15 protein-coding genes are annotated in these 19,255 nt (G+C 36.2%); all 15 read left to right on the top strand.

Going from position 1 to position 19,255, the window contains the following annotated elements:
• Nucleotides 1-191 precede the first annotated feature (191 nt).
• Complete coding sequence (locus U9P79_04185) at nt 192-1,535, top strand: type II secretion system F family protein (GenBank protein MEA2103825.1); 1,344 nt, start codon at nt 192-194, stop codon at nt 1,533-1,535.
• A 2-nt stretch (nt 1,536-1,537) separates the two neighbouring features.
• A complete protein-coding gene (locus tag U9P79_04180; protein ID MEA2103824.1) occupies nt 1,538-3,331 on the top strand; it encodes an ATPase, T2SS/T4P/T4SS family in 1,794 nt (597 codons plus the stop codon).
• Between the two features lie 3 nt (nt 3,332-3,334).
• A complete protein-coding gene (locus tag U9P79_04175) occupies nt 3,335-3,766 on the top strand; it encodes a hypothetical protein (GenBank protein MEA2103823.1) in 432 nt (143 codons plus the stop codon).
• 3 nt (nt 3,767-3,769) lie between these two features.
• Nucleotides 3,770-4,318, top strand: coding sequence for a hypothetical protein (locus tag U9P79_04170; GenBank protein MEA2103822.1), 549 nt, complete (start codon nt 3,770-3,772; stop codon nt 4,316-4,318).
• Between the two features lie 55 nt (nt 4,319-4,373).
• Nucleotides 4,374-5,270 carry a hypothetical protein gene (locus U9P79_04165; GenBank protein MEA2103821.1) on the top strand — a complete coding sequence of 299 codons (897 nt, stop codon included), beginning with the start codon at nt 4,374-4,376 and terminating at the stop codon, nt 5,268-5,270.
• A 44-nt stretch (nt 5,271-5,314) separates the two neighbouring features.
• On the top strand, nt 5,315-6,202 hold the full coding sequence (locus U9P79_04160) for a hypothetical protein (protein MEA2103820.1): 888 nt from the start codon (nt 5,315-5,317) through the stop codon (nt 6,200-6,202).
• Nucleotides 6,203-6,235: 33 nt separating this feature from the next.
• Entirely contained in the window at nt 6,236-7,165 is a 930-nt protein-coding gene (locus U9P79_04155; GenBank protein ID MEA2103819.1) for a histidine kinase, read from the top strand.
• Entirely contained in the window at nt 7,165-8,022 is an 858-nt protein-coding gene (locus U9P79_04150) for a response regulator (GenBank protein ID MEA2103818.1), read from the top strand. The genes U9P79_04155 and U9P79_04150 overlap by 1 nt, the downstream gene beginning before the upstream one ends.
• A gap of 135 nt (nt 8,023-8,157) precedes the next feature.
• Nucleotides 8,158-9,369, top strand: coding sequence for an ATPase, T2SS/T4P/T4SS family (locus U9P79_04145; GenBank protein MEA2103817.1), 1,212 nt, complete (start codon nt 8,158-8,160; stop codon nt 9,367-9,369).
• Between the two features lie 2 nt (nt 9,370-9,371).
• Nucleotides 9,372-11,390 carry a tetratricopeptide repeat protein gene (locus U9P79_04140; protein MEA2103816.1) on the top strand — a complete coding sequence of 673 codons (2,019 nt, stop codon included), beginning with the start codon at nt 9,372-9,374 and terminating at the stop codon, nt 11,388-11,390.
• A gap of 2 nt (nt 11,391-11,392) precedes the next feature.
• Nucleotides 11,393-12,259 carry a hypothetical protein gene (locus U9P79_04135; protein ID MEA2103815.1) on the top strand — a complete coding sequence of 289 codons (867 nt, stop codon included), beginning with the start codon at nt 11,393-11,395 and terminating at the stop codon, nt 12,257-12,259.
• Nucleotides 12,260-12,261: 2 nt separating this feature from the next.
• Nucleotides 12,262-13,443 (top strand): hypothetical protein, encoded by a 1,182-nt coding sequence (locus tag U9P79_04130; GenBank protein ID MEA2103814.1) that lies wholly within the window; start codon nt 12,262-12,264, stop codon nt 13,441-13,443.
• Nucleotides 13,436-15,394, top strand: coding sequence for a hypothetical protein (locus U9P79_04125; protein ID MEA2103813.1), 1,959 nt, complete (start codon nt 13,436-13,438; stop codon nt 15,392-15,394). The genes U9P79_04130 and U9P79_04125 overlap by 8 nt, the downstream gene beginning before the upstream one ends.
• A gap of 81 nt (nt 15,395-15,475) precedes the next feature.
• Nucleotides 15,476-18,730 (top strand): T9SS type A sorting domain-containing protein, encoded by a 3,255-nt coding sequence (locus tag U9P79_04120; protein MEA2103812.1) that lies wholly within the window; start codon nt 15,476-15,478, stop codon nt 18,728-18,730.
• A 133-nt stretch (nt 18,731-18,863) separates the two neighbouring features.
• Nucleotides 18,864-19,255, top strand: a 392-nt coding sequence (locus U9P79_04115; GenBank protein MEA2103811.1) for a hypothetical protein, incomplete at its 3' end; no start/stop codon positions are given.

The raw sequence follows: 19,255 nt of genomic DNA, 5'->3' as shown, positions 1-19,255 counted from the left end.
CTAATTAGAGCCTGTCCGTAAAGTAGCCTTTTCGAGAAGTCACGGACCATTCCGTGACGAATTGAAAAAATTATCTATTAAGTTAATTGGCGTTATATTTGTGAGTTGGAAAATCTTAAGTCAAGTTCAAAAAAACGGAACTTAACTCAAGATTTTCCTTTACGGATGCTAACTAATTATAAAACTTATTTATGAAAAAAGAATATCGATATCAGGGAGTATCAAAGTCCGGTAAAAGCATTCAGGGAATTGTATTGGCAAGCAGTAAAAAGAATGCTAAAAATACAATAGATGTAATTGCAAAAAAATACAAATTAATCATTAATTCCATTTCTCCCAAAAAAAATTTTATCTATTATGTGAAAAAGCCGAATGGGAAAAAGATAAAAGGAAAACAGGAGGCATTTTCAAAAGAGGAAGTGAAACGTGCTTTAGCAAAAATCGGGCATAAAGATGTAAAAATTGAACCTGTTTTGATAGACTATAGAGCCAAACCTCCTTTTGCAACCATCCTTAATTTTATTAATCTGAGTTCGTTTATGCTAAAAGAGAAGATGGCTTATTCCACAATTTTGAGAATATTAACGGAAGAAGAAACCAATCCAACTCTTAAAACTACCTTAATTAACATTGAAAGGGATTTGAAAAAGGGCAAAGAAGGTACTGACGTTTTCGGTAGATATTCTGATATTTTTGGAAAATTTCCCGCTTACATGCTTGGTCTTGCTACAAAGAGCGGAAATATGGCAAAGGTTTATGAGGCTACAGCAAAATTCATGGAAAGGGATATGGAATACAAAAAATCCTTGAAACAAGCGTTAATGACCCCTGCGTTAACGGTTGTGGGTATGATAGGAGCAGTTCTTTATTATATAATTAAAATTTTTCCGGCAACTGCAGAGCTGTTTTTGGGATTTGGGATAGATCTGCCACCTCTTACTGCCGGAACTTTAAAATTGAGTGATTTTTTCGGGGCAAATTGGTGGTGGATGATATTGCTTTTTGCTATTCCCGCAATCTCATTTGCATTTTGGTCACGAACCCCAAAAGGCAAAATTTGGAAAGATGGATTTATTATCAAATTACCCGTTATTGGTTCGATATTACATAAATCAAGTATAGAGATATTTTTTCGGGTTTTTGCTGTCGTTTATAGTGGAGCAGAAAATAATATTGAAACCATCAGAACATCAGCGGAGGCGTGCAGAAATGCTTATATCGAAAACGGGATAAAAACGATAACCATTCCACTTATGCTTAAAGAGGGTGAATCTCTTGTCCCGGCACTCGCAAAAGCAAAAGTTTTTAATGACCCAACCCTAAGCCGTTTAAAAACAGGTGCAGAAACGGGCAATGTGTTGCAGTCCGCTAAACAAATATCCGCTTTTTATGAAAAGGAAACTACCTATAAAATGGAGAATGTCATTGAGTCCATCCAATCCATTATCGGTGCTTTTATCGCATTTGTGATAACTGCGTTAACCATTGTCTCGGCAGAAATTGCCACAATTTCTCCTCCAACACCAGGTTTGTAATTATGCCAAAATATACAAGATTTGGAAAAATATTGATTGATAAAGGTTTTGTTGATCAGGCAACCATTGATCAGGCAATAGCTATACAGAAGGAAGAGGAAAGTTATCCGAACCGCCGTAGATTGGGCGAAATATTGGTCTCGGAATTTGATATTGACCATGATAAAATATTTAAAGTATTAGCCGATTTATATGCTTTCCGAAGTCTGGCAGTGAGCGTTAAAACAATAACTGAGGAACAAAAAAAGCGAACAAAAGAGATTTTAACAAAATTTCCGGAGGATTATAAAAAGTCATTATTATACAAAAACATATTACCTTTTAAAATTTCGAAAGGTAATAAAAAGCAGCTGATTCTTTTAGCTGCAGATCCCACCAACAAATTGGTCGAACAGCTCCCGGAAAAAACTGAGTTCAGACGCTATGAAGTAGTTTATTGTCCCCTAAAAAATGTGCAGGAATTAATTGTACTTATTGATCCGCAAAAGAATGAATTTTTGGATTTGCTAGCTGAAGCCGGAGAACAAATTGCTGACATGGAACAACTGGATGATGGGAGTAAGGAAAATGTGGATGAATTTGCTCTGGACGAAGAAATAAATAAGAGTTTGCTCGTGAACCTTTTTGAAGCCAGCCTTGTTGAAGCAGTTCGTAAAGGCGCTAGTGATATTCACATTATTCCTTATCAAAAATCCAATATTGATATTTATCTCCGCATTGACGGTAAACTCACACTTTGGATTAGGCAGGAAAATACGTCACCGGAAGCTTTAGCAGCAGTTGTGAAAGATCGTTCTGTCGGGGTGGATAGATTTGAACGCGATACTGCTCAAGATGGATTCGCTCAGCGTTTGGTTGATGAACACATGATCAGATATCGAATTTCCATCCTCCCCCTTACTTCATCGGAGTATGAAAGACGATTCGAAAGCGTAGTTATCCGGGTAATTGATGACAGAAATGTGATTACGGATTTGAGAAAGTTGGGTTTCCAAAAGCAGGCAGAGATGGATTTTCTTAATGCAATTAGTAAATCACGTGGAATTGTCTTGGTAACAGGTCCCACCGGAAGTGGAAAAAGCACGACTCTGATGGCAGCCTTGTGCCAAATAATTGATCCTTCCAAAAATGTACTAACGTGTGAAGATCCTGTTGAATACATCATTGATGGGGCGCGACAAATAAAAATCGGGAATAAATTAACCTTCGAGCAGGCTGTCCGCTCGATCCTGCGACATGACCCCGATATCGTCATGGTTGGTGAAATTCGTGATAAAATCACAGCCGAAACATCTATAAAATTGGCAAATACAGGGCATCTTACTTTTTCCACTTTGCATACTAATGATGCGCCCAGCGCTATTTCCCGGCTTTATAAAATGGGAATCGAACCATTTTTACTGGCTTATGCACTAAACATAATTGTCGCCCAGAGATTAGTCAGAAAACTTTGCCCGTATTGTAAAAGAAAGTTGCCAAAGGAAAAATATCCCGTTGCTCTATCACTTGGTTTGAAGGAAGAGGATTTTGAAAAATACACAATTTATGAACCTGGCGATGGTTGCGAAAAGTGTCACGGTGGCTATAAAGGCAGGTTGAATATTTGCGAAGCATTATATTTTTCTCATGAAGTGAGACAAGCAGTGGTTGAATCGGGCGAAGATATTGATGAAGATAGAATTCGAGAAATTGCAAGTAAGCAAGGTATGTTGTCTTTGCTCGAATCCGGTTTAGACAGAATCAGGCATGGACTTACAAGCATTTCTGAAGTTCAATATGCAACTTCGGAGGATTAAAACATGAGCGGAACTCAGATGTTACTGGTGCTTTTAGCAACGATATTATTTTCCACAATTTTTATTTCTACATATAACAATATGTTTAATATGGTAGAACTTGCTTATCAAGAATCTTTCATTTTTCAAGGATTGAAATTAGCCGATAAGTATTTTCAAAAGATAGAAGCAGAAACCTTAGGCGAAATTTATACTTTTTCTGAGATGAATTCAATTTATTCTAATTTATCGGATACTACATTAATAAATGGTATCGTTTTTCATCATAATATTCAAGCCAATTATTGCGATTCCATAGGGAATGATGTAACCCCAACCAGTTCTTACCAAAGATTTGACATCAGTATGTGGGCTATACCGACTTCCAATGATACAATTTACATTGGTACAAGCACCGATCCGTTAAGTTTATTAATAACAGAGATGGAGTTTTAAATCATGGGTAGTCTATTGGATGCTATCGGCGCGGTTGCAATTGGAGGAATCTTGCTTGTATCTATGATCACTACATTGTATATGATGCAAGCAAATGGTAATAATTTAAATTCTCTAATAACCCTTATGCAAATTAGCGAAGATGTTTCTTCTGCTATTGATTCACTTTATCTGTCTAAGGTTGGTTTGGGAGTTACCTCTTCTTCACCAATTGTTGCAACAAGTAGTAATAGCTTCGAGTTTTTAACAAAAAATCCGGTAACTAATTTAACAGATACAATCAAAATTATTCAAGAATCTGCTGATGTTTGGGGTTACCCCTTGAGTGTTTATCGTAATTCTGTTTTGGAATTAGGTCCTTTCTCGCTTAAAGACTCTCTCGATTTTATATTTTATGATCGCTCGGAAACGGTAACCACGACCGTGGATTCAATACGCTCTGTAAAAATGACTGCTGAATTTACAAGTCCCGCCATTCCGACAACATCTAGTCTGGTGAATGTAAATAATAAAATAATTATATGGAGATATTTTAAAAATCTTTATATATGAAGATGAAAATAACAAGTTCTGTTAGTAAATTTTGGGAAAAAGAAAGTGAGATATTATGGGTAAATTAGTATTAATTGTAGTTATGTCACTTATAGTAATCTTTGGAGCAATTATGGTATCTATCGGAAACCGATCCACAGAAATTCCTGAGTTATTATCAAAAAAACAAGCAGAAATACTTGGAACAAAATTAGCCAATTTTGCTTTAACTTTTGCCATAAGGAATCTGATTGATAATAAAGTTGATCTATCACCCGATACAACTATTAACTATGGCTATAATAATTTTGCAATACTTAATGGAGCTGGTTCTATTGACAGTATAATCTATAATATGAATTCCTCTCTGGATACTGTTCAGGTAATTTGCAAAGTGTCTTACACAGTGGCTGGAAATCAAAACCATCAGAAACGAAGCGCTAATCTAAAAATCACCTCCTCTGGTGCAACAGCTAACCTTGATAAAGCTATTGTTACCAATGGGACAATAAAACAAAAAGCAAAAGCATCTATTACAGGCGGTATTTTGGAAAATCAATCTCTAACCCTGCAAGATATATTTGGTGTATCCAAAGCAGACTTGAAGAGTTTAGCTATGGATGATTATTCATACTTTGTAAATCCGGGCAACCACCAAGCTATTGGAACGACTCTAACTTGGATGGACGGTGATTTTCATCCAAGTTCGTATTGGACCGGCTCTGGAATATTAATTGTAGATGGTGATTTCAAGATGTCGGCTCATGCTCAGTTTGATGGCATACTTATAGTTTATGGAAATTTCGAAACAACAGCTTGGAGTAACATAAATGGAGCGATAGCTATATTATCCACAAATGAATCAGAACTAAAAGCTCATGTTGAGGTAGTAAAGGATACATCACTGGTCCAAGGTGGTTCTATCGTTGTGTTAAATAATTTCAGACAGTTTCAAATAATAAATTTGGAGTAGAATGAATCCGTTATCAATTTATTTAATCAAAAATAGGATATAAGATGGGTAAACTTGTTTTCATTGTCCTTTTATCTTTAATTGTCATCTTTGGAATTATGTTTGTGACAACTGGGGATCGTATGCAAGAAATACCTAATATAGTATCCCAAAAACAAGCTGGTATAATAGGACAAAAACTGGGAAATTTTGCACTTGCATATGGGATTAAACAATTATTAAATGGAAATGTTGTGTTTGTGGACTCAACTAAAGGTTCGATTAATGATTTTGAGATTTTGGTTTTAGAAGATGGTTCGGTTGACAGTATTGTTTATAAAAATGAACCCAATGGTTCGATTGGCATATATTCTTATGTTAAATGTACTGTGGCAGGTACAACCTACAAGCACTCTTCCTCTACAAAAATAGTTTTTTCCTTAGATGATAGTGGACTTTCTAATATTACGGCAGCTATTGTATCCGGTGGTTCTATTGAGGTTAAGGCTCACGCATTAATTGATGGTTCGGTTGTGGAAGATAGCACTTTTAATTTCGAAGAGATTTTGGGGATGACACAAGAAGAAGTGATAGCAGAAGCTCAATCTAATAATAGTTTTATTTCATACCCCGCAAATAATGAACCCATGCCGGATAGCTTAACATGGATGGACGGTAATTTAAAAATTCAAAGTCAGTGGACGGGCAATGGAATTCTTATCGTTAATGGAGATTTAACCAGTACTGCTCAAGTTGAATTTAATGGGATATTAATTGTTTTTGGAACCTTAACCATTGGTGCTCATTCTAATATCAGTGGCTCGATTTTTGTAGTCGGTGATACAAGTGCAGGTGCTCATGCCACTATTTCATTTGATGCCGATAGTATAGAAGATGCCTTTAACAATTTACCTGTTTCGGTTAATTATGAAATTTTGGAGTGGAGTGAATAAATATTTTAAAAGAGATAACAACAAGGTAATTTTATGAACGAAGACAAAACTACTAATTTTCATAAAGAAGTTTCTCAATTGTGGATGATTGTACGCTGGTTTATAGTTGTAATCCTTTTTGCAATCGCTATAATTCAAGTTGCGGGATTTGAAAGGATAGAAACATTAATTCTCATTACAACTTTCTTTGGAATTACTGGCTTGAACATTTTATTCTATTTACATATTACCATAACAAATTCTCTGATAAATGCATTACAAATAATTTTCGAGATCATTTTTGCTACTATTGTTGTTCATATTACCGGAGGAATAGCAAGTGTTTTTATCTGGATATATTTACTCCCGGTTATAACTGCAAGTTTGACTGTAAAATCATTGGGTGGTTTTATCTCTGCGTTAATTGGAAGTATGAGTTTGCTTTTCCTGATCCTTTTATATAAATTCGGATGGCTTCAGCCAATTACCCCAAATATTTTGATAAATTCAAATACGGCTGAACTTACAGTATTTATTATTTCTTATACGGGTTTGTTTGTGAGTATAGCTGTTCTTACCGGTTTTATGAAGACATTTATAAATGAATTGATAATAACTGTGCGTAAAAAAGCATTGCAACTTAAACAGGAAAGTAGCAAAATATTAAAATCAAATAATACAATAGAATCATTTCAAAAGGACATTGCCAAAATGAAAACTCTCATTGATTTGTGTATTCCAATATCAAATTTGGATCATGATATCAACACTCCCCTCACGGTTGTTTCCTTAAGTATGCATAATATAGAACTTGCCGCCAATAAATACGAGGATGAACGGTTATCAGAGACATCAAATCATATTGCAGAATCAATTAACAGGATAAAATATTTATTAAAACGGATTAACAAATTAAAGGATAATGAATTTATAATAAAAGCAAAAGCGAAAAACAAACACAGTTATGAATCGGGGGATGAATAATGAAAAAAAATATATTAGTTGTAGATGATGAAAGAAGCATTCGTGAACTTTGTAAGGAATTTCTGGAAGATGCAGGCTTTAAAGTCAGCTTGGCAGTTGACGGGAAAAACGCTATGCAAAAAATTGAATTTCGGAAATTTGATCTGTATATTGTGGACTTGACGATGCCAAGAATGGATGGTTTGGATTTATTAAAAAATATTTTACGCATTCAACCAGCGGCAATAGTGATAATCCTTACCGGACATTCCTCAGTAGAGGATGCAGTTGGCATTGTGCAAGCCGGAGCATATAAATACTTGGCGAAACCGATTCAGGCTGCTGAATTGCTGGAATCTGTGAAAAGCGGTTTAGAGTTTGGTCTTTCATCCAAATCATCCGGTACGAGTGTAAAACCAGCTTCCACATTTAACTTAAATGGGATAGCACTTATGCTGAATGGTTTTTCAACGATTGATAAAAAAGAATTTTTGGCATTAGGAAAAATTCAAAGATATGAACAGGGCGAAATGATACCGGTTAGAACAAAGGATGAAGCATCAATTCTTATTGTGGAGGAGGGTAAGATATCAGTTTGGTTAGAAAATATTTCTGTTGACTATCTTCACAAAAACGACGTGTGGGGTGAAGAAAATTTTCTATTTTCCAGTTCGGTCTTCGCAAAATTAAGAGCCGACACCGTTGTAAAAATAAGCAGATTAAGTCGGAATAAAATTTTAAATTATTTTGTTTATAAAAATGAGAGATTATCGAAACGATTTATGATAAATATATCAAGCAGTCTTTATTTTAAATGGCGAAAAGCTTTACAAAGAAATATTCTTCACAAATTAGCTACCGGATCAACAAATTTTTAGAATGATATAGTATAGTTATGTAATGGCAATTCAATATGAAGATTAATCGTCGGCTGGAAATTTTTTTCCACAATTAAAATTTTCTCTATCAGAGAAGATGTGTTGTTGCGGATCCAAATAGAAAAAGAGGTTCAAATGCAGCTAACATTTATAAAAGAGATTGAAAAAAACCTAACGGAGTTTATGCGTGGTGGGGAGCGGATACGTTTGATTGATAATATTTTATCTAAAGAAAAATCGTGGATTGAAGAATCGGGTGAAAAGATAAAAGTTCTTTTGGAAAAAATGAGGCTTTTAAACGCCTCTGATATTGACATTGGCGGTTCAAACTCCGATTCTAAAATCTGGTTTAGAATCCACGGGATAAAATCTCCGAATTACGATTTGCCCCAGTTTAGCGATGATGAGATTACTTGCCTGTTATTGAGCATTCTATCCGAACAACAAAAGAAAATTTTATATGAGAAAAAGAATATTGATTTTTCGGTTGGGTTACAGTTTCCCGGAGATGAAAAAATGTCACGCTTCCGAGGTGATGTTTATTTTGAATCAAATTTATTAGTTGCGAACTTCAGAAGAATAAATCAAGAACTCTTTCCGATAAGTTCTTTAGAATTTCCTGAAATGATCATAAAACGCTTAAATCTTACAAATGAAAAATCCGGTTTGATTTTAATTACGGGTATTACCGGCTCCGGCAAAAGCACTACTCTTGATTCGATTGTAAATATGAATAACGAGACCAATAAGGCTCACATCGTTATTATTAGCAACCCGATCGAATATATCCATAAATCCAAAAAATGTATTATTCGGCACCGTGAAGTTGGCACAGATGTATTATCGTTTCGGGAAGGAACGATTCAGGCGTTGCGGCAGGACCCGGATATTGTTGTGGTGGGTGAAATGCGCGATGCGGAAACTATCGCAACTGTTTTGGAAGTAACCGATAGTGGTCATAAAGTGTTTAGCACGCTTCATACGAGCTCTTCTGTGGAAAGTATTCACAGAATTATTGCTGAATTCCCTCCTAAAGAACAAACCAGAATCCGCTTTAGATTAGCGGATACACTTAAACTTGTAATTTCTCAAAAATTGATTCCAACTCTCGATGGTAAATTGACAATGGCAAAAGAGATTCTTTCAGTTACCAATTCCGTTAAAGCGGCAATTAAAAATAATAATATTTCTGAGATATTTCAAATGCTCTCCGAAGGGAAAAAACATGGCATGTTTACCTTGCAACAAGATTTATTTAGACTTGTAAAAAAAGGCAAGATTTCATCCAAAATTGCAATGGATTATTCTAACAACAAAAAACTTATGCTTCAACTACTAAAGTATTAATTATGGCAATAAAAAATACGATAGGTATATTTAAAGACGGATTAAATGTAAAGGTAGCACAGCTAACCCGTACCAAAGACGGGATAAAAATTATTCGGTTGGATGAAACACAATTATCCTATCCTTTTTATTATAAAAGGGTTGAAGAATATGAATCGGATGAACTTCCAGAGGAGATGACTGAAGAATTGGCAGAATTTGAGGACGAAGAAATAAAAATACCTGAATTGACCGAAATTGAAGAAACCGACAGTATTCAAGAGATTAATGAAGAAGAGGTATTGTCGGGCAAAAACGATTTGCAGAAGCTTCTTCTAAATTTCCAGCTTAATAAATCAATTTTCGCTTTAAATGCAAATGATGAACAAATAGTAACTCAGGAATTTCCTCCTGATTTTGCAAAAAGATCTATTAATAAACGATTGCAAAAAGAGCTTCTCACAAAAGAAGAAAGAAAGAAAAAGCAGTTCTCTATTGATCATATAAGGGGAGAAGATAATCAAATTCGTTCCTATTTGCATAAGGGAAGATTCGATTTATTATCAGCTGTCAAAGATATAAATCCGATAATTTCAAAGAAACAATTTATTTTTAACCACATCGAACCAAATGAAATATCGCTCTTGAATTTCATACGTAATAATCTGGAATTAAATGAGAAGGAATATACCACTTTCCTTTATATTGGTCAAGAATTCAAAATAGGGATGATATTTCAGGAAGATAAGCATGTAAAAAATTTTTCCATAATCGTTCCCGAGACCCAAACCGGTAATATACTTCAACCCATATTTTCAAAAATCCTTTTGGAGCAGGATAGTTCGGATATTCCGGCAACCCAAAATATTCTAATTGCAGGTGAGCGTGTATCCGATCAGGATATTGAATATTTACAGGAAAACTGCGGGGCGGAATCACATGTGCATAGATTGGAACTTAAAAATTTTAAGGAACATATTTTGCCAAATGATGAGAATATTACTCCGGAAAAAATCGCCCGATACATCATTCCAATTTCACTTGCATGGAGAAGTTTAGAGCCGAAAAACGAAAATTTTTATACCATCAACCTACTCCCCAAAAAAGTTATTGAAAGCCAAAAGCATTTCAGATTAAGTTGGCATGGCTTTATAGTGTTAGCAGCAATTTTCTTTTTTACTTTATCAGGGACCATAAAAAATATGAACATACGGCAGCAAATTTCAAAAAAAAAATCTAATTCACATATTTTGAATGCCAAACTAATAAAATTCCGTGACCAAATAGCCCGGTATAACAAAATTGAAGCAGAACTAAATGCTCTTAGCGAAAACCTGAAAGTAATTGATCAGGTAAAAACAATACGGAATAGCTGGCACTATATACTGCCCACATTGAGTAACTATTTCACTAGATATGGTTTAAGTTGGATTGCCCGAATTCAGGGAGCAAAAGGGAATTTTAAGATAGGTGGATTCACTACAAACAGAAAAAATATTATAGAATTCTCAAAAATGTTTCCCAATTGCCAGATTGGAAATATTAAACATATTGACATGCAGGATATGACTATCTGGAGCTATTTGATGACTTTCAATTATCCTGATTCAATATATTTGACTCCGAACCGATCTGTTACCAAACCTCCTTCGGTAAGCAAAAGTAAAAAAACGGTTGACAAAACGTACAATCAATTAGTTCGGCTTTACCTTTCGCGTGATTTTGCCCCTGCTTATTCAGGATTGAAAGCATTCATAAAAAAGAATCCGAACAGCAAATTCTCCGATTCGGCTCATTACCTTATGGCAGAATGTTTGTATCAGCAAAATGAAGTGAAGAAAGCCATAGAAATTTTTAGAGAAGTTTCACAGTTGCAAAACAATAATAAAAAAACAGACGCCCTTATGATGCTGGGTAATTGCTATTTGACGCAAGAAAAAAAAGCACAAGCAGTGCAAACCTGGGATAAATTGATAAACGAATTTCCCCAAAGCCGATTGTCCAAAATTGCTAAAATGAAGATAAAAAAGTTGGGGCTATAATTATGTCACATACACTAAGAAATACAATTGTATTAGCAATTCTGGCGATTATCGTTATAATTGTCGGCTTAATAATCAATGGCTCAGTCGGGAAAGAATTGAGCAAAATTCAATTGATCAATAAAGAAAAAGTAGATCAATTGGAAAAAATAAAGAATTCAAATCCCAATCTTGGAAGCCAAGATGATCTTATAAAAGAACTCAAGTCAATGAAAGAAAGAGTTCTAAATAATAATAAATTAATTCCGGACAAAAACAATCCGATCGGTACATATAAATATTTATTGAAAATTTGCGATTATTATTGCCCTGATCTTATGTTCGATTTTGATATTATTAATTCAGGAAGCAATGACACGACATCGTATAATACTTATGAAATTTCGGGTGATGCAAAAGTGCAATCGGTTTACAAATTCATCAACCAAATTGAAACACAGCCTTTGCTGATGACCATCGAATCAGTCAATCTCACTGCCCCATCAAAGACCTATTCCGATACAATTGATTATCAGATAATATTCAAAGCCCATTATATGGCGGGGGGAACCAAACTAACGGAGATTCCTTTTTATAGTAATAATTTTGCTTCGTTAGGGAAAAATCCATTTCTTCCCCAAATTCATCCTCCGAGTAAAACAGAGTTGGAAAAACAAATGGTTGATATTGAAAATGTCTCAATGATTGGAATTGCGGAGGACAAAATATTTGTCGAGACATCAAATGGATTGATTGTAACTCTTTCTCCGGGGGACGGTGTTGCTTTTGGTTATCTTGAGAAGATTGATGTGGTGAACAATCAAGCAATTTTTAACATCAACAAAATTGGTATCAATAAAACAAAAATACTCAAACTTTATAAGGAATAATCATGAAAAAATTCTTGTGGTTAATTTTATTTATTTTCTTCATTACAAATATTTATGCAGTTCAATCTGAACCCAGAACATTTTCCGATGGCACGGTAACCATCCTGAAAAGCACAACTTTTCCTCAAACGATTAGCATTTTGGAAACAATGGCAGAGCAACACGAAAGAAAGAAAATAATAAATCTTACCCCGATAACCGATCCCATAAATTTGCCGATAAACAATTTAAATTGGAAAGCCGCTTTGCAATTGATTGCAAAATTTCACAATCTCACGATTGAAGAACTTCCCTCTGCGTATGTGTTAAAAATTGCCGAAGAAGAGGAGGGAATAGAAGAAGATGAGTTCACGAAGTTGTTGCATACAAAACAGGTGCGAATTAGTTCGGTATTTTTCAAAGTTGACCGTTCATTTCTCAATTCAGTTGGCATTGATTGGTCAACCTTAATCAACGGCTCGGTAGAAGCTTCTGTGGGTTTTAAAGGTGGAAGTCAAGTGGCATCTGATATGATCACAGCTTCCGGAGGTACACGAATAGAAAGTGGTGATATCAGGATTGATATTAACGCTCTTCTAAAAGTAATTGAATCTTACGAACTTGGCAGTGTGATCGCCAGACCGAACATCGTAGTCCTTTCGGGAAAATCCGGTGCTATTCAGGTCGGTGAAGATTTCTCGGTGAAAACTGCAGATGATGCCGGAAATATATCCGATGAATTTTTTTCAACCGGAATAATAATGAAAGTAAAGCCCACAATTATCGGCAAGGGGGAACACGAATGCGTATATCTTACTGCCACAGTAGAAAAGAGTTCTGCTGTGCCGGGTGATTTGAGCACTGTTGTTCACAAAAGCGAATCACAAACCGAATTGATTCTTTTCCACGGTGAAGAGACTGTGATTGGCGGACTTTATGATACGGATTTTACCACAACGAGAAGTGGTATTCCTCTGCTAAAGGATTTACCTTGGTGGGTTTTTGGACTTCGCTATCTTACGGGATATAGCAAGAAACAAAAAACGGTTAGAGAGTTGATCATAATCATTAAAGCAGAAATAATTGATCCGCATAAAAGAAACAGAGATCAGCTTTCCACTGAAAAAATAATCCAAAATGAAAAGGCAAAAAATAAGAAAATGGATTCATTACAAAAATCTTTTTTAAAGGAAAAAAATGAATAAGATTATTTCTAAGGATAGAACACAGATGAACACTGATCAAGCAGACGAACGCATGATAAATTATTATAAAAATATCAGTGTTAATCACTCCTACCTGCGTTCTTCTGCGTCGAATTTTTCTACCAAGGATCACATAGTAACGAAAGGCAAACAATTATTCTGCTTCTTTTTTCTTTTCATCAGTATCCTGTTTTGGGGATGCGGTGGAAAATTAACCGCTCCTCCGGATGTTGAAATGCCATCAAATCTTAAGCTAGAACCGAAGATAAATGATAGTACTGTGAAATTAACTTGGGATTACATCACTTCTTCCGATGATACTATCAGTTTTATTCTGGCAAAGAAAACCGGAGCAACTTCGTGGTATGAATTTTATGCAACCATTTCTACAAAAATTTTTATTGATAATATAAATACATCGGATTCTTTGATTTACGCCTATAAAGTTAGAGCGTATAATCAAACCAAAAACGAATTTTCCTCCTATTCAAACATTGTCGCCTATTTTTCCGAAATTACAAAGCCCACCGATTTGATCATTACTCAACCTTCTCAATTCACTTTGCAGCTGAACTGGCAAGATAATTGTGAGGGTGAAGAAGGATATGTGATTGATAAAAAAATAGGAAATGATAACTGGGAAAATAGTTACAAAATTCTCGGTTCCGATTCGCATTCGTTTGAAGACAGCACTCTTCTTTTCGAGCCGGTTTCATACCGGGTTTCAGCATTTACCGGAGATAATTCCTCCGAACCTGCCCAAAATCAAATTATCCCCAACTTGATGGCTCCCACAAATTTGCAACTATCTGTTCTTGATAATAATAAGATTGAAATCTGCTGGAATGACAGCAGTTCGAATGAAGACGGCTTTCTCATTGATAGGAAAATCGGCGAACAGGATTGGATACAAGATTTGATAACTATCCCAAGCAACACCACTTCTTATGTGGACGATATTACATTTCCCTGCGGAACTTTTGCTTATCGAGTTCGGGCTTTTCATGTAGAAAATGACACTACATTTTATTCTTGTTACAGCAATGAGGAGCAGATAAATATTCATCTGAATCTTACCGGTTCAATAGGCACTGTTGGGAATTCCAATCAGGTTTTTGTGCTCAGCCGAAACTCTTTTGAAAGATATGCTTTTATAGCAGATAATTACAATGGTTTGGTAGTAACGGACTGTGTAAACCCAAGTTCACCGAGCCTTGTAACCACTTTTCCTCTGCCGGATAGGACTATTTCTGTTTTTGCAAATGAAAATTATGCTTATGCTACAAATCGCAATGGTGGTTTTAATATTATTGATATTACAAATATTGATAGCCTTAATTTGGTCGAAAGTTGTCAAACGGCTGGTGTCCATAACGATGTAGTAATTTCAGACGGTTTTGCCTTTATTGCCGATGGTGAAATCGGGCTTTCGGTAATTATTGTTTCCGGTCCTCCGCATCTTATCACAAGTTTGGATGTCGGCGGGGATGCAAAAAGTCTTTGCATCCAAAATAATTATGCTTATGTTGCCACAGGATTGAATGGTGGTTTGGCTGTTGTGGATATATCCGACGTGCAAAATCCCGCACAAGTCGGGAATTTGCCTTTTTCCGGAACTGCTCAGGATATTTTTGTAGAGGGAAATTATGCATATTTGGCTAATGGTGAAAGTGGGCTGGAAATTATTGATATTTCAGATCCGAATAATCCAACCTCGGTTTCAAATTGTCAGACAGGTGTTTTTGCAAAAAGTGTTCAAGCCCAAGGAAATTATATTTTTATCGCAGATACGGAAGTTGGTTTGATCGTTGTGGATGTTTCAGAGCCAACTAATCCGTTTATACTAGGAATTTATGAGATGATAACCCAACCAAATTCAATCTGTTTGTCCGGTAGTTACGCATTTTTGTCAGACAATGACGGGTTGAAAATTGTACAAATAAGCCCATAGAAAGGAGCAACATTGAATAAAAACGTTTTTCATAATACCGAAGTTAATCAAAAAAAAATAACTAATATCATTGGAGGAACAATGAAAAGAAATCTATGCTTAACCGTATTTGTAACGCTACTTTTAAGTAGCAGTGTATTATTTGGAACCATAATTGAGGTTCCGGATGATCAAGCAACGATCCAACTCGGCATTGATGCAGCGATTGCCGGAGATACTGTGTTGGTTCACCCGGGTACTTATGTAGAAAATCTCACTTGCACAAAAAATATCACTATTGCTTCTCTCTTCATCACTACCCAAGACACAAGTTATTTGGACTCCACAATAATTGATGGAAGTCAGACTGCCGGTGTTTTTATCTTTACAAGCTGTGACACAACCGCAAGGCTGACCGGATTTTCAATCACAAACGGAAACGCATCCGATAGTTATGGAGGTGGTATTTTCCTTAATGATTCTGATCCGAAACTCGACAACCTGAAAATATTTAACAATACTGCTACTTATGACGGTGGTGGTATTATCTGCATCGCATCAAGTCCCACCATCTCAAAAGTATTGATTTATGGCAATACTACAGAATGGCATGGTGGCGCAATTTGTGCTTACAACAATTCTTCTGTTAGTTTAGATCATGTAACAACTGCCTACAATATTGCTGCCTCAGATGGTTCAAATCTTGCCTGCTTGTATAATTCATCTTTCTCAATCAATAATTCTGTTGTCTGGAACGGGAGCCCTCTTAATGGTATTTATACCGTTTCTTCCGGAAATGTAACTGCAACTTATTCGGATATTTACGGTGGAACAGGACAAAGCTATTTTGGCACGGGTTGCATAGATTCTAACCCTCTTTTTGCAAATGCCAGTGCCGGTAACTTCCATCTTACCTGGGCAAATATGCCTACCCCGGATTCCACAAAATCTCCGTGCATTGACACGGGTGATCCGGACACATCCCTTGATCCGGATGGTACAAGAGCTGATATGGGAATGTATTCTTATCACCAAACCGGTATTACCGGAGTTGTAACCCTGAACGGTGGTTCGGGAAGCGTTGAAGATGCTTTGCTAATTGCAACCCTATCCTCGACCGGCGATACTATTTCGACAGCCAACCCGGACGCTTCCGGTAATTATCTTTTAAATCTTGAAGCAGAAACTTATGATCTTGTGGTAAGTTTAAGCGGATATGTAACCAAAACATATACAAATCTCGTGGTTTCAAACCAATTAATAACCCAGGATGTTACTCTGTCTCCTCCTCAACCCGGAGAAATTATTGGAAAAGTTGATATAGACGAAGGAATAGGAAATGTTTTGGAAGCTGAAATTACTGCGGGTGATGAAACCGTGAATCCCTATAGAGTATATGACTTTAATGATATTTTCCTATACTATGAATACACAATCGAAATTATTTCCGGAACTTACGATGTGGTTGCCACTTTAGCCGGTTATTCAGATTCGACCATAGTAAATGTACCTGTAGAACCAACCCAGCAAACAACCGATCAGGATTTTGTATTGCAACTGATTAAATTTGAGGGTGATGTAACCGGAACTATTACCCTAATAGATGGAACGGGAAATGTGGAAGATGTAACTGTTTCGGCTGATACTACTTCTTGTCATCCTGATGCAAACGGCGATTATGTTTTAACGCTCCTAAACGGTACTTACGATGTTACGGCAGCTCTGGACGAATATACCTCCATTACTATTGAAGATGTGGAAGTTTATTCTGACCAAGCTACCGAGGATGTTGATATGACATTGATAAATTGGAATGTGATTCCCGGAACTCAATTTGTAACCACCTATTATGCAACCACCTCCCAGAATGGTGAATTTGTTTTGGGGACAGATCCAAATACACAAATGGTAGCAATCGGACCGGCAAGCGCTACGGATTATCGTGGAATTGCAGAATGGCATACCGGAAATCATCCTTTATGGTGTACTGATTTACATTATTACAGTCTCGATGGTTATTGGTATATTACAATAGTTAGCAATGATAATTCAACTACAGAGACGATCAATTTTAAATTATATAACTCCGAAGATGATAGCCTCTACACTTGTAATGAATCCATATTTTTCTATGATGATCCCGATACTTGTGATTACACTGCTGCCGATTTCACCTTACCTTCCGAGAATGATACTTTGCAATTTGACTTAACCGAAGATTGGAACTGGATTTCTTTCAATTCGACTCCGGGAAACACTGCCACAAGTACAGTATTCAACGAACTTACTCCCGCAGATATTTATCAAGTAAAAAATCGAACTCAGTCCTATACTTACTTTAATCCGGGTGGTTGGGTAGGCGGCTTGGTAAACCTTTCAGAAGGTGACGGATATCTTGTAAATATGCACAATTCTTATGATGATTTTACTTATGTCGGCAAAGCAATAAATCCTATCGTATCCCCGCTAGATCTTTCCACAAGTTGGAACTGGATAGCCTATCTTCCCAAAACTGCAAATGAGATTTCCGTAGCTCTTGCGAGCATCAGCAGCAAAGCAACGTGCATAAAAACGCAAACCCAATCTGCTGTTTATGATGCGGGATGGTTTGGAGACTTGACTCAGCTGGAACCCCAAAAAGCCTACAAAATATGTATGACGGAAGAGGAAAATTTGACATTTCCAGCGAATTCTGCAAATCGTACGGCTTCCTCTGTCAGCACTATCGTTATATCAAATTCTGCTGGTTGGGAACTGATGAGCGGAACCCCCTTCAATATGATCGCTATGACTGAGATATATCTGGGCGAATCAGAAATTAGCAATCCTGAAAAATATGAAGTCGGAGTTTTTGATCTTTCCGGAAATTGTCGCTCTGTCGGAGTAAGAACGAATGGGGTTTGGTACTTTACAATTATTGGTGAAATCGAAGGCGAGCAACTTATTTTCAAATTGTATGATGCCCTTAACGAGACAGAATATTCAAGCGAGAACCAAATTACGTTCTCCAAAGATAGTATCGAAGGCTCTTCTGATTCTCCATTTGCCGTGCATTTTGAGGGCAACGAAAATAGTATTGAAAAATTTGTCCTTTATAATGCGTCTCCAAACCCGTTTAAAGCATCAACTGAAATCAATTATCAGATTGCTGAGCCGGTAAAAGTCTCAATTAGTATTTACAATATTCTCGGGCAAAAAGTAAGAACTCTTATAAATGAAGAAGTGAACACTGGCATATATTCCGGAACTTGGAACGGAGAAGATTCATTTGGAAATGCAGTTCCAAATGGTATTTATTTCTACAAAATCGAAACAAACAAATTCTCCTCTGTGAAAAAACTTCTCAAATTAAATTAAATGAAGGGGGAACGGAGAAGGGATAAAGGAAAAAGATTTTCCTTCTTCCGTTTTCCGTTCTCCTTCTTCCGTATTTGGTTAATTCGATTAGGTGATAAAAATGTGCAAAAGATAATAAAGTGAAAGGTTAAAGGTGAAAGATAAAATTGGATTAATATTATTAATATCGCTTTTTGCATTTTCAAATTCTTATGCTTCCCCACCGGATTGGGAGATAATTTCCGGAACAGAGTTTTCTATGATTTTTATGACAGACATCACTCTGAACGGTGAATCTTTTGTGGGAAGTGATGGATATAATATTGCAGCTGCTTTTGGGCCAGCTCACTGTGATTCTGTAAATGATTGCCGAAGCGTAGCCAGCTGGCAGCAGCCCAATCCACCTTATTGGGATGGCTATTGGTATTTTACAATTGTCGGGAATGAAAACGGACAAGAAATAATCTTCAAAATTTATGATGCGGAAACCGATTCGATTTATCAATGTTATGAGATGGTTTCATTTGAAGACAATGCAACAGTTGG

Source organism: Candidatus Cloacimonadota bacterium, from assembly GCA_034661015.1.
In the GTDB taxonomy this organism is placed as follows: domain Bacteria; phylum Cloacimonadota; class Cloacimonadia; order JGIOTU-2; family JGIOTU-2; genus JAYEKN01.
Note: the sequence above shows the minus strand (reverse complement) of the source record. Positions and strands in the feature narration are given on the sequence as shown.

Bases quoted from the DNA above. Each gene is read 5' to 3' on its own strand.
- U9P79_04185 (MEA2103825.1), top strand. From the start codon at position 192: ATGAAAAAAGAATATCGATATCAGGGAGTATCAAAGTCCGGTAAAAGC.
- U9P79_04180 (MEA2103824.1), top strand. From the start codon at position 1,538: ATGCCAAAATATACAAGATTTGGAAAAATATTGATTGATAAAGGTTTT.
- U9P79_04175 (MEA2103823.1), top strand. From the start codon at position 3,335: ATGAGCGGAACTCAGATGTTACTGGTGCTTTTAGCAACGATATTATTT.
- U9P79_04170 (MEA2103822.1), top strand. From the start codon at position 3,770: ATGGGTAGTCTATTGGATGCTATCGGCGCGGTTGCAATTGGAGGAATC.
- U9P79_04165 (MEA2103821.1), top strand. From the start codon at position 4,374: ATGGGTAAATTAGTATTAATTGTAGTTATGTCACTTATAGTAATCTTT.
- U9P79_04160 (MEA2103820.1), top strand. From the start codon at position 5,315: ATGGGTAAACTTGTTTTCATTGTCCTTTTATCTTTAATTGTCATCTTT.
- U9P79_04155 (MEA2103819.1), top strand. From the start codon at position 6,236: ATGAACGAAGACAAAACTACTAATTTTCATAAAGAAGTTTCTCAATTG.
- U9P79_04150 (MEA2103818.1), top strand. From the start codon at position 7,165: ATGAAAAAAAATATATTAGTTGTAGATGATGAAAGAAGCATTCGTGAA.
- U9P79_04145 (MEA2103817.1), top strand. From the start codon at position 8,158: ATGCAGCTAACATTTATAAAAGAGATTGAAAAAAACCTAACGGAGTTT.
- U9P79_04140 (MEA2103816.1), top strand. From the start codon at position 9,372: ATGGCAATAAAAAATACGATAGGTATATTTAAAGACGGATTAAATGTA.
- U9P79_04135 (MEA2103815.1), top strand. From the start codon at position 11,393: ATGTCACATACACTAAGAAATACAATTGTATTAGCAATTCTGGCGATT.
- U9P79_04130 (MEA2103814.1), top strand. From the start codon at position 12,262: ATGAAAAAATTCTTGTGGTTAATTTTATTTATTTTCTTCATTACAAAT.
- U9P79_04125 (MEA2103813.1), top strand. From the start codon at position 13,436: ATGAATAAGATTATTTCTAAGGATAGAACACAGATGAACACTGATCAA.
- U9P79_04120 (MEA2103812.1), top strand. From the start codon at position 15,476: ATGAAAAGAAATCTATGCTTAACCGTATTTGTAACGCTACTTTTAAGT.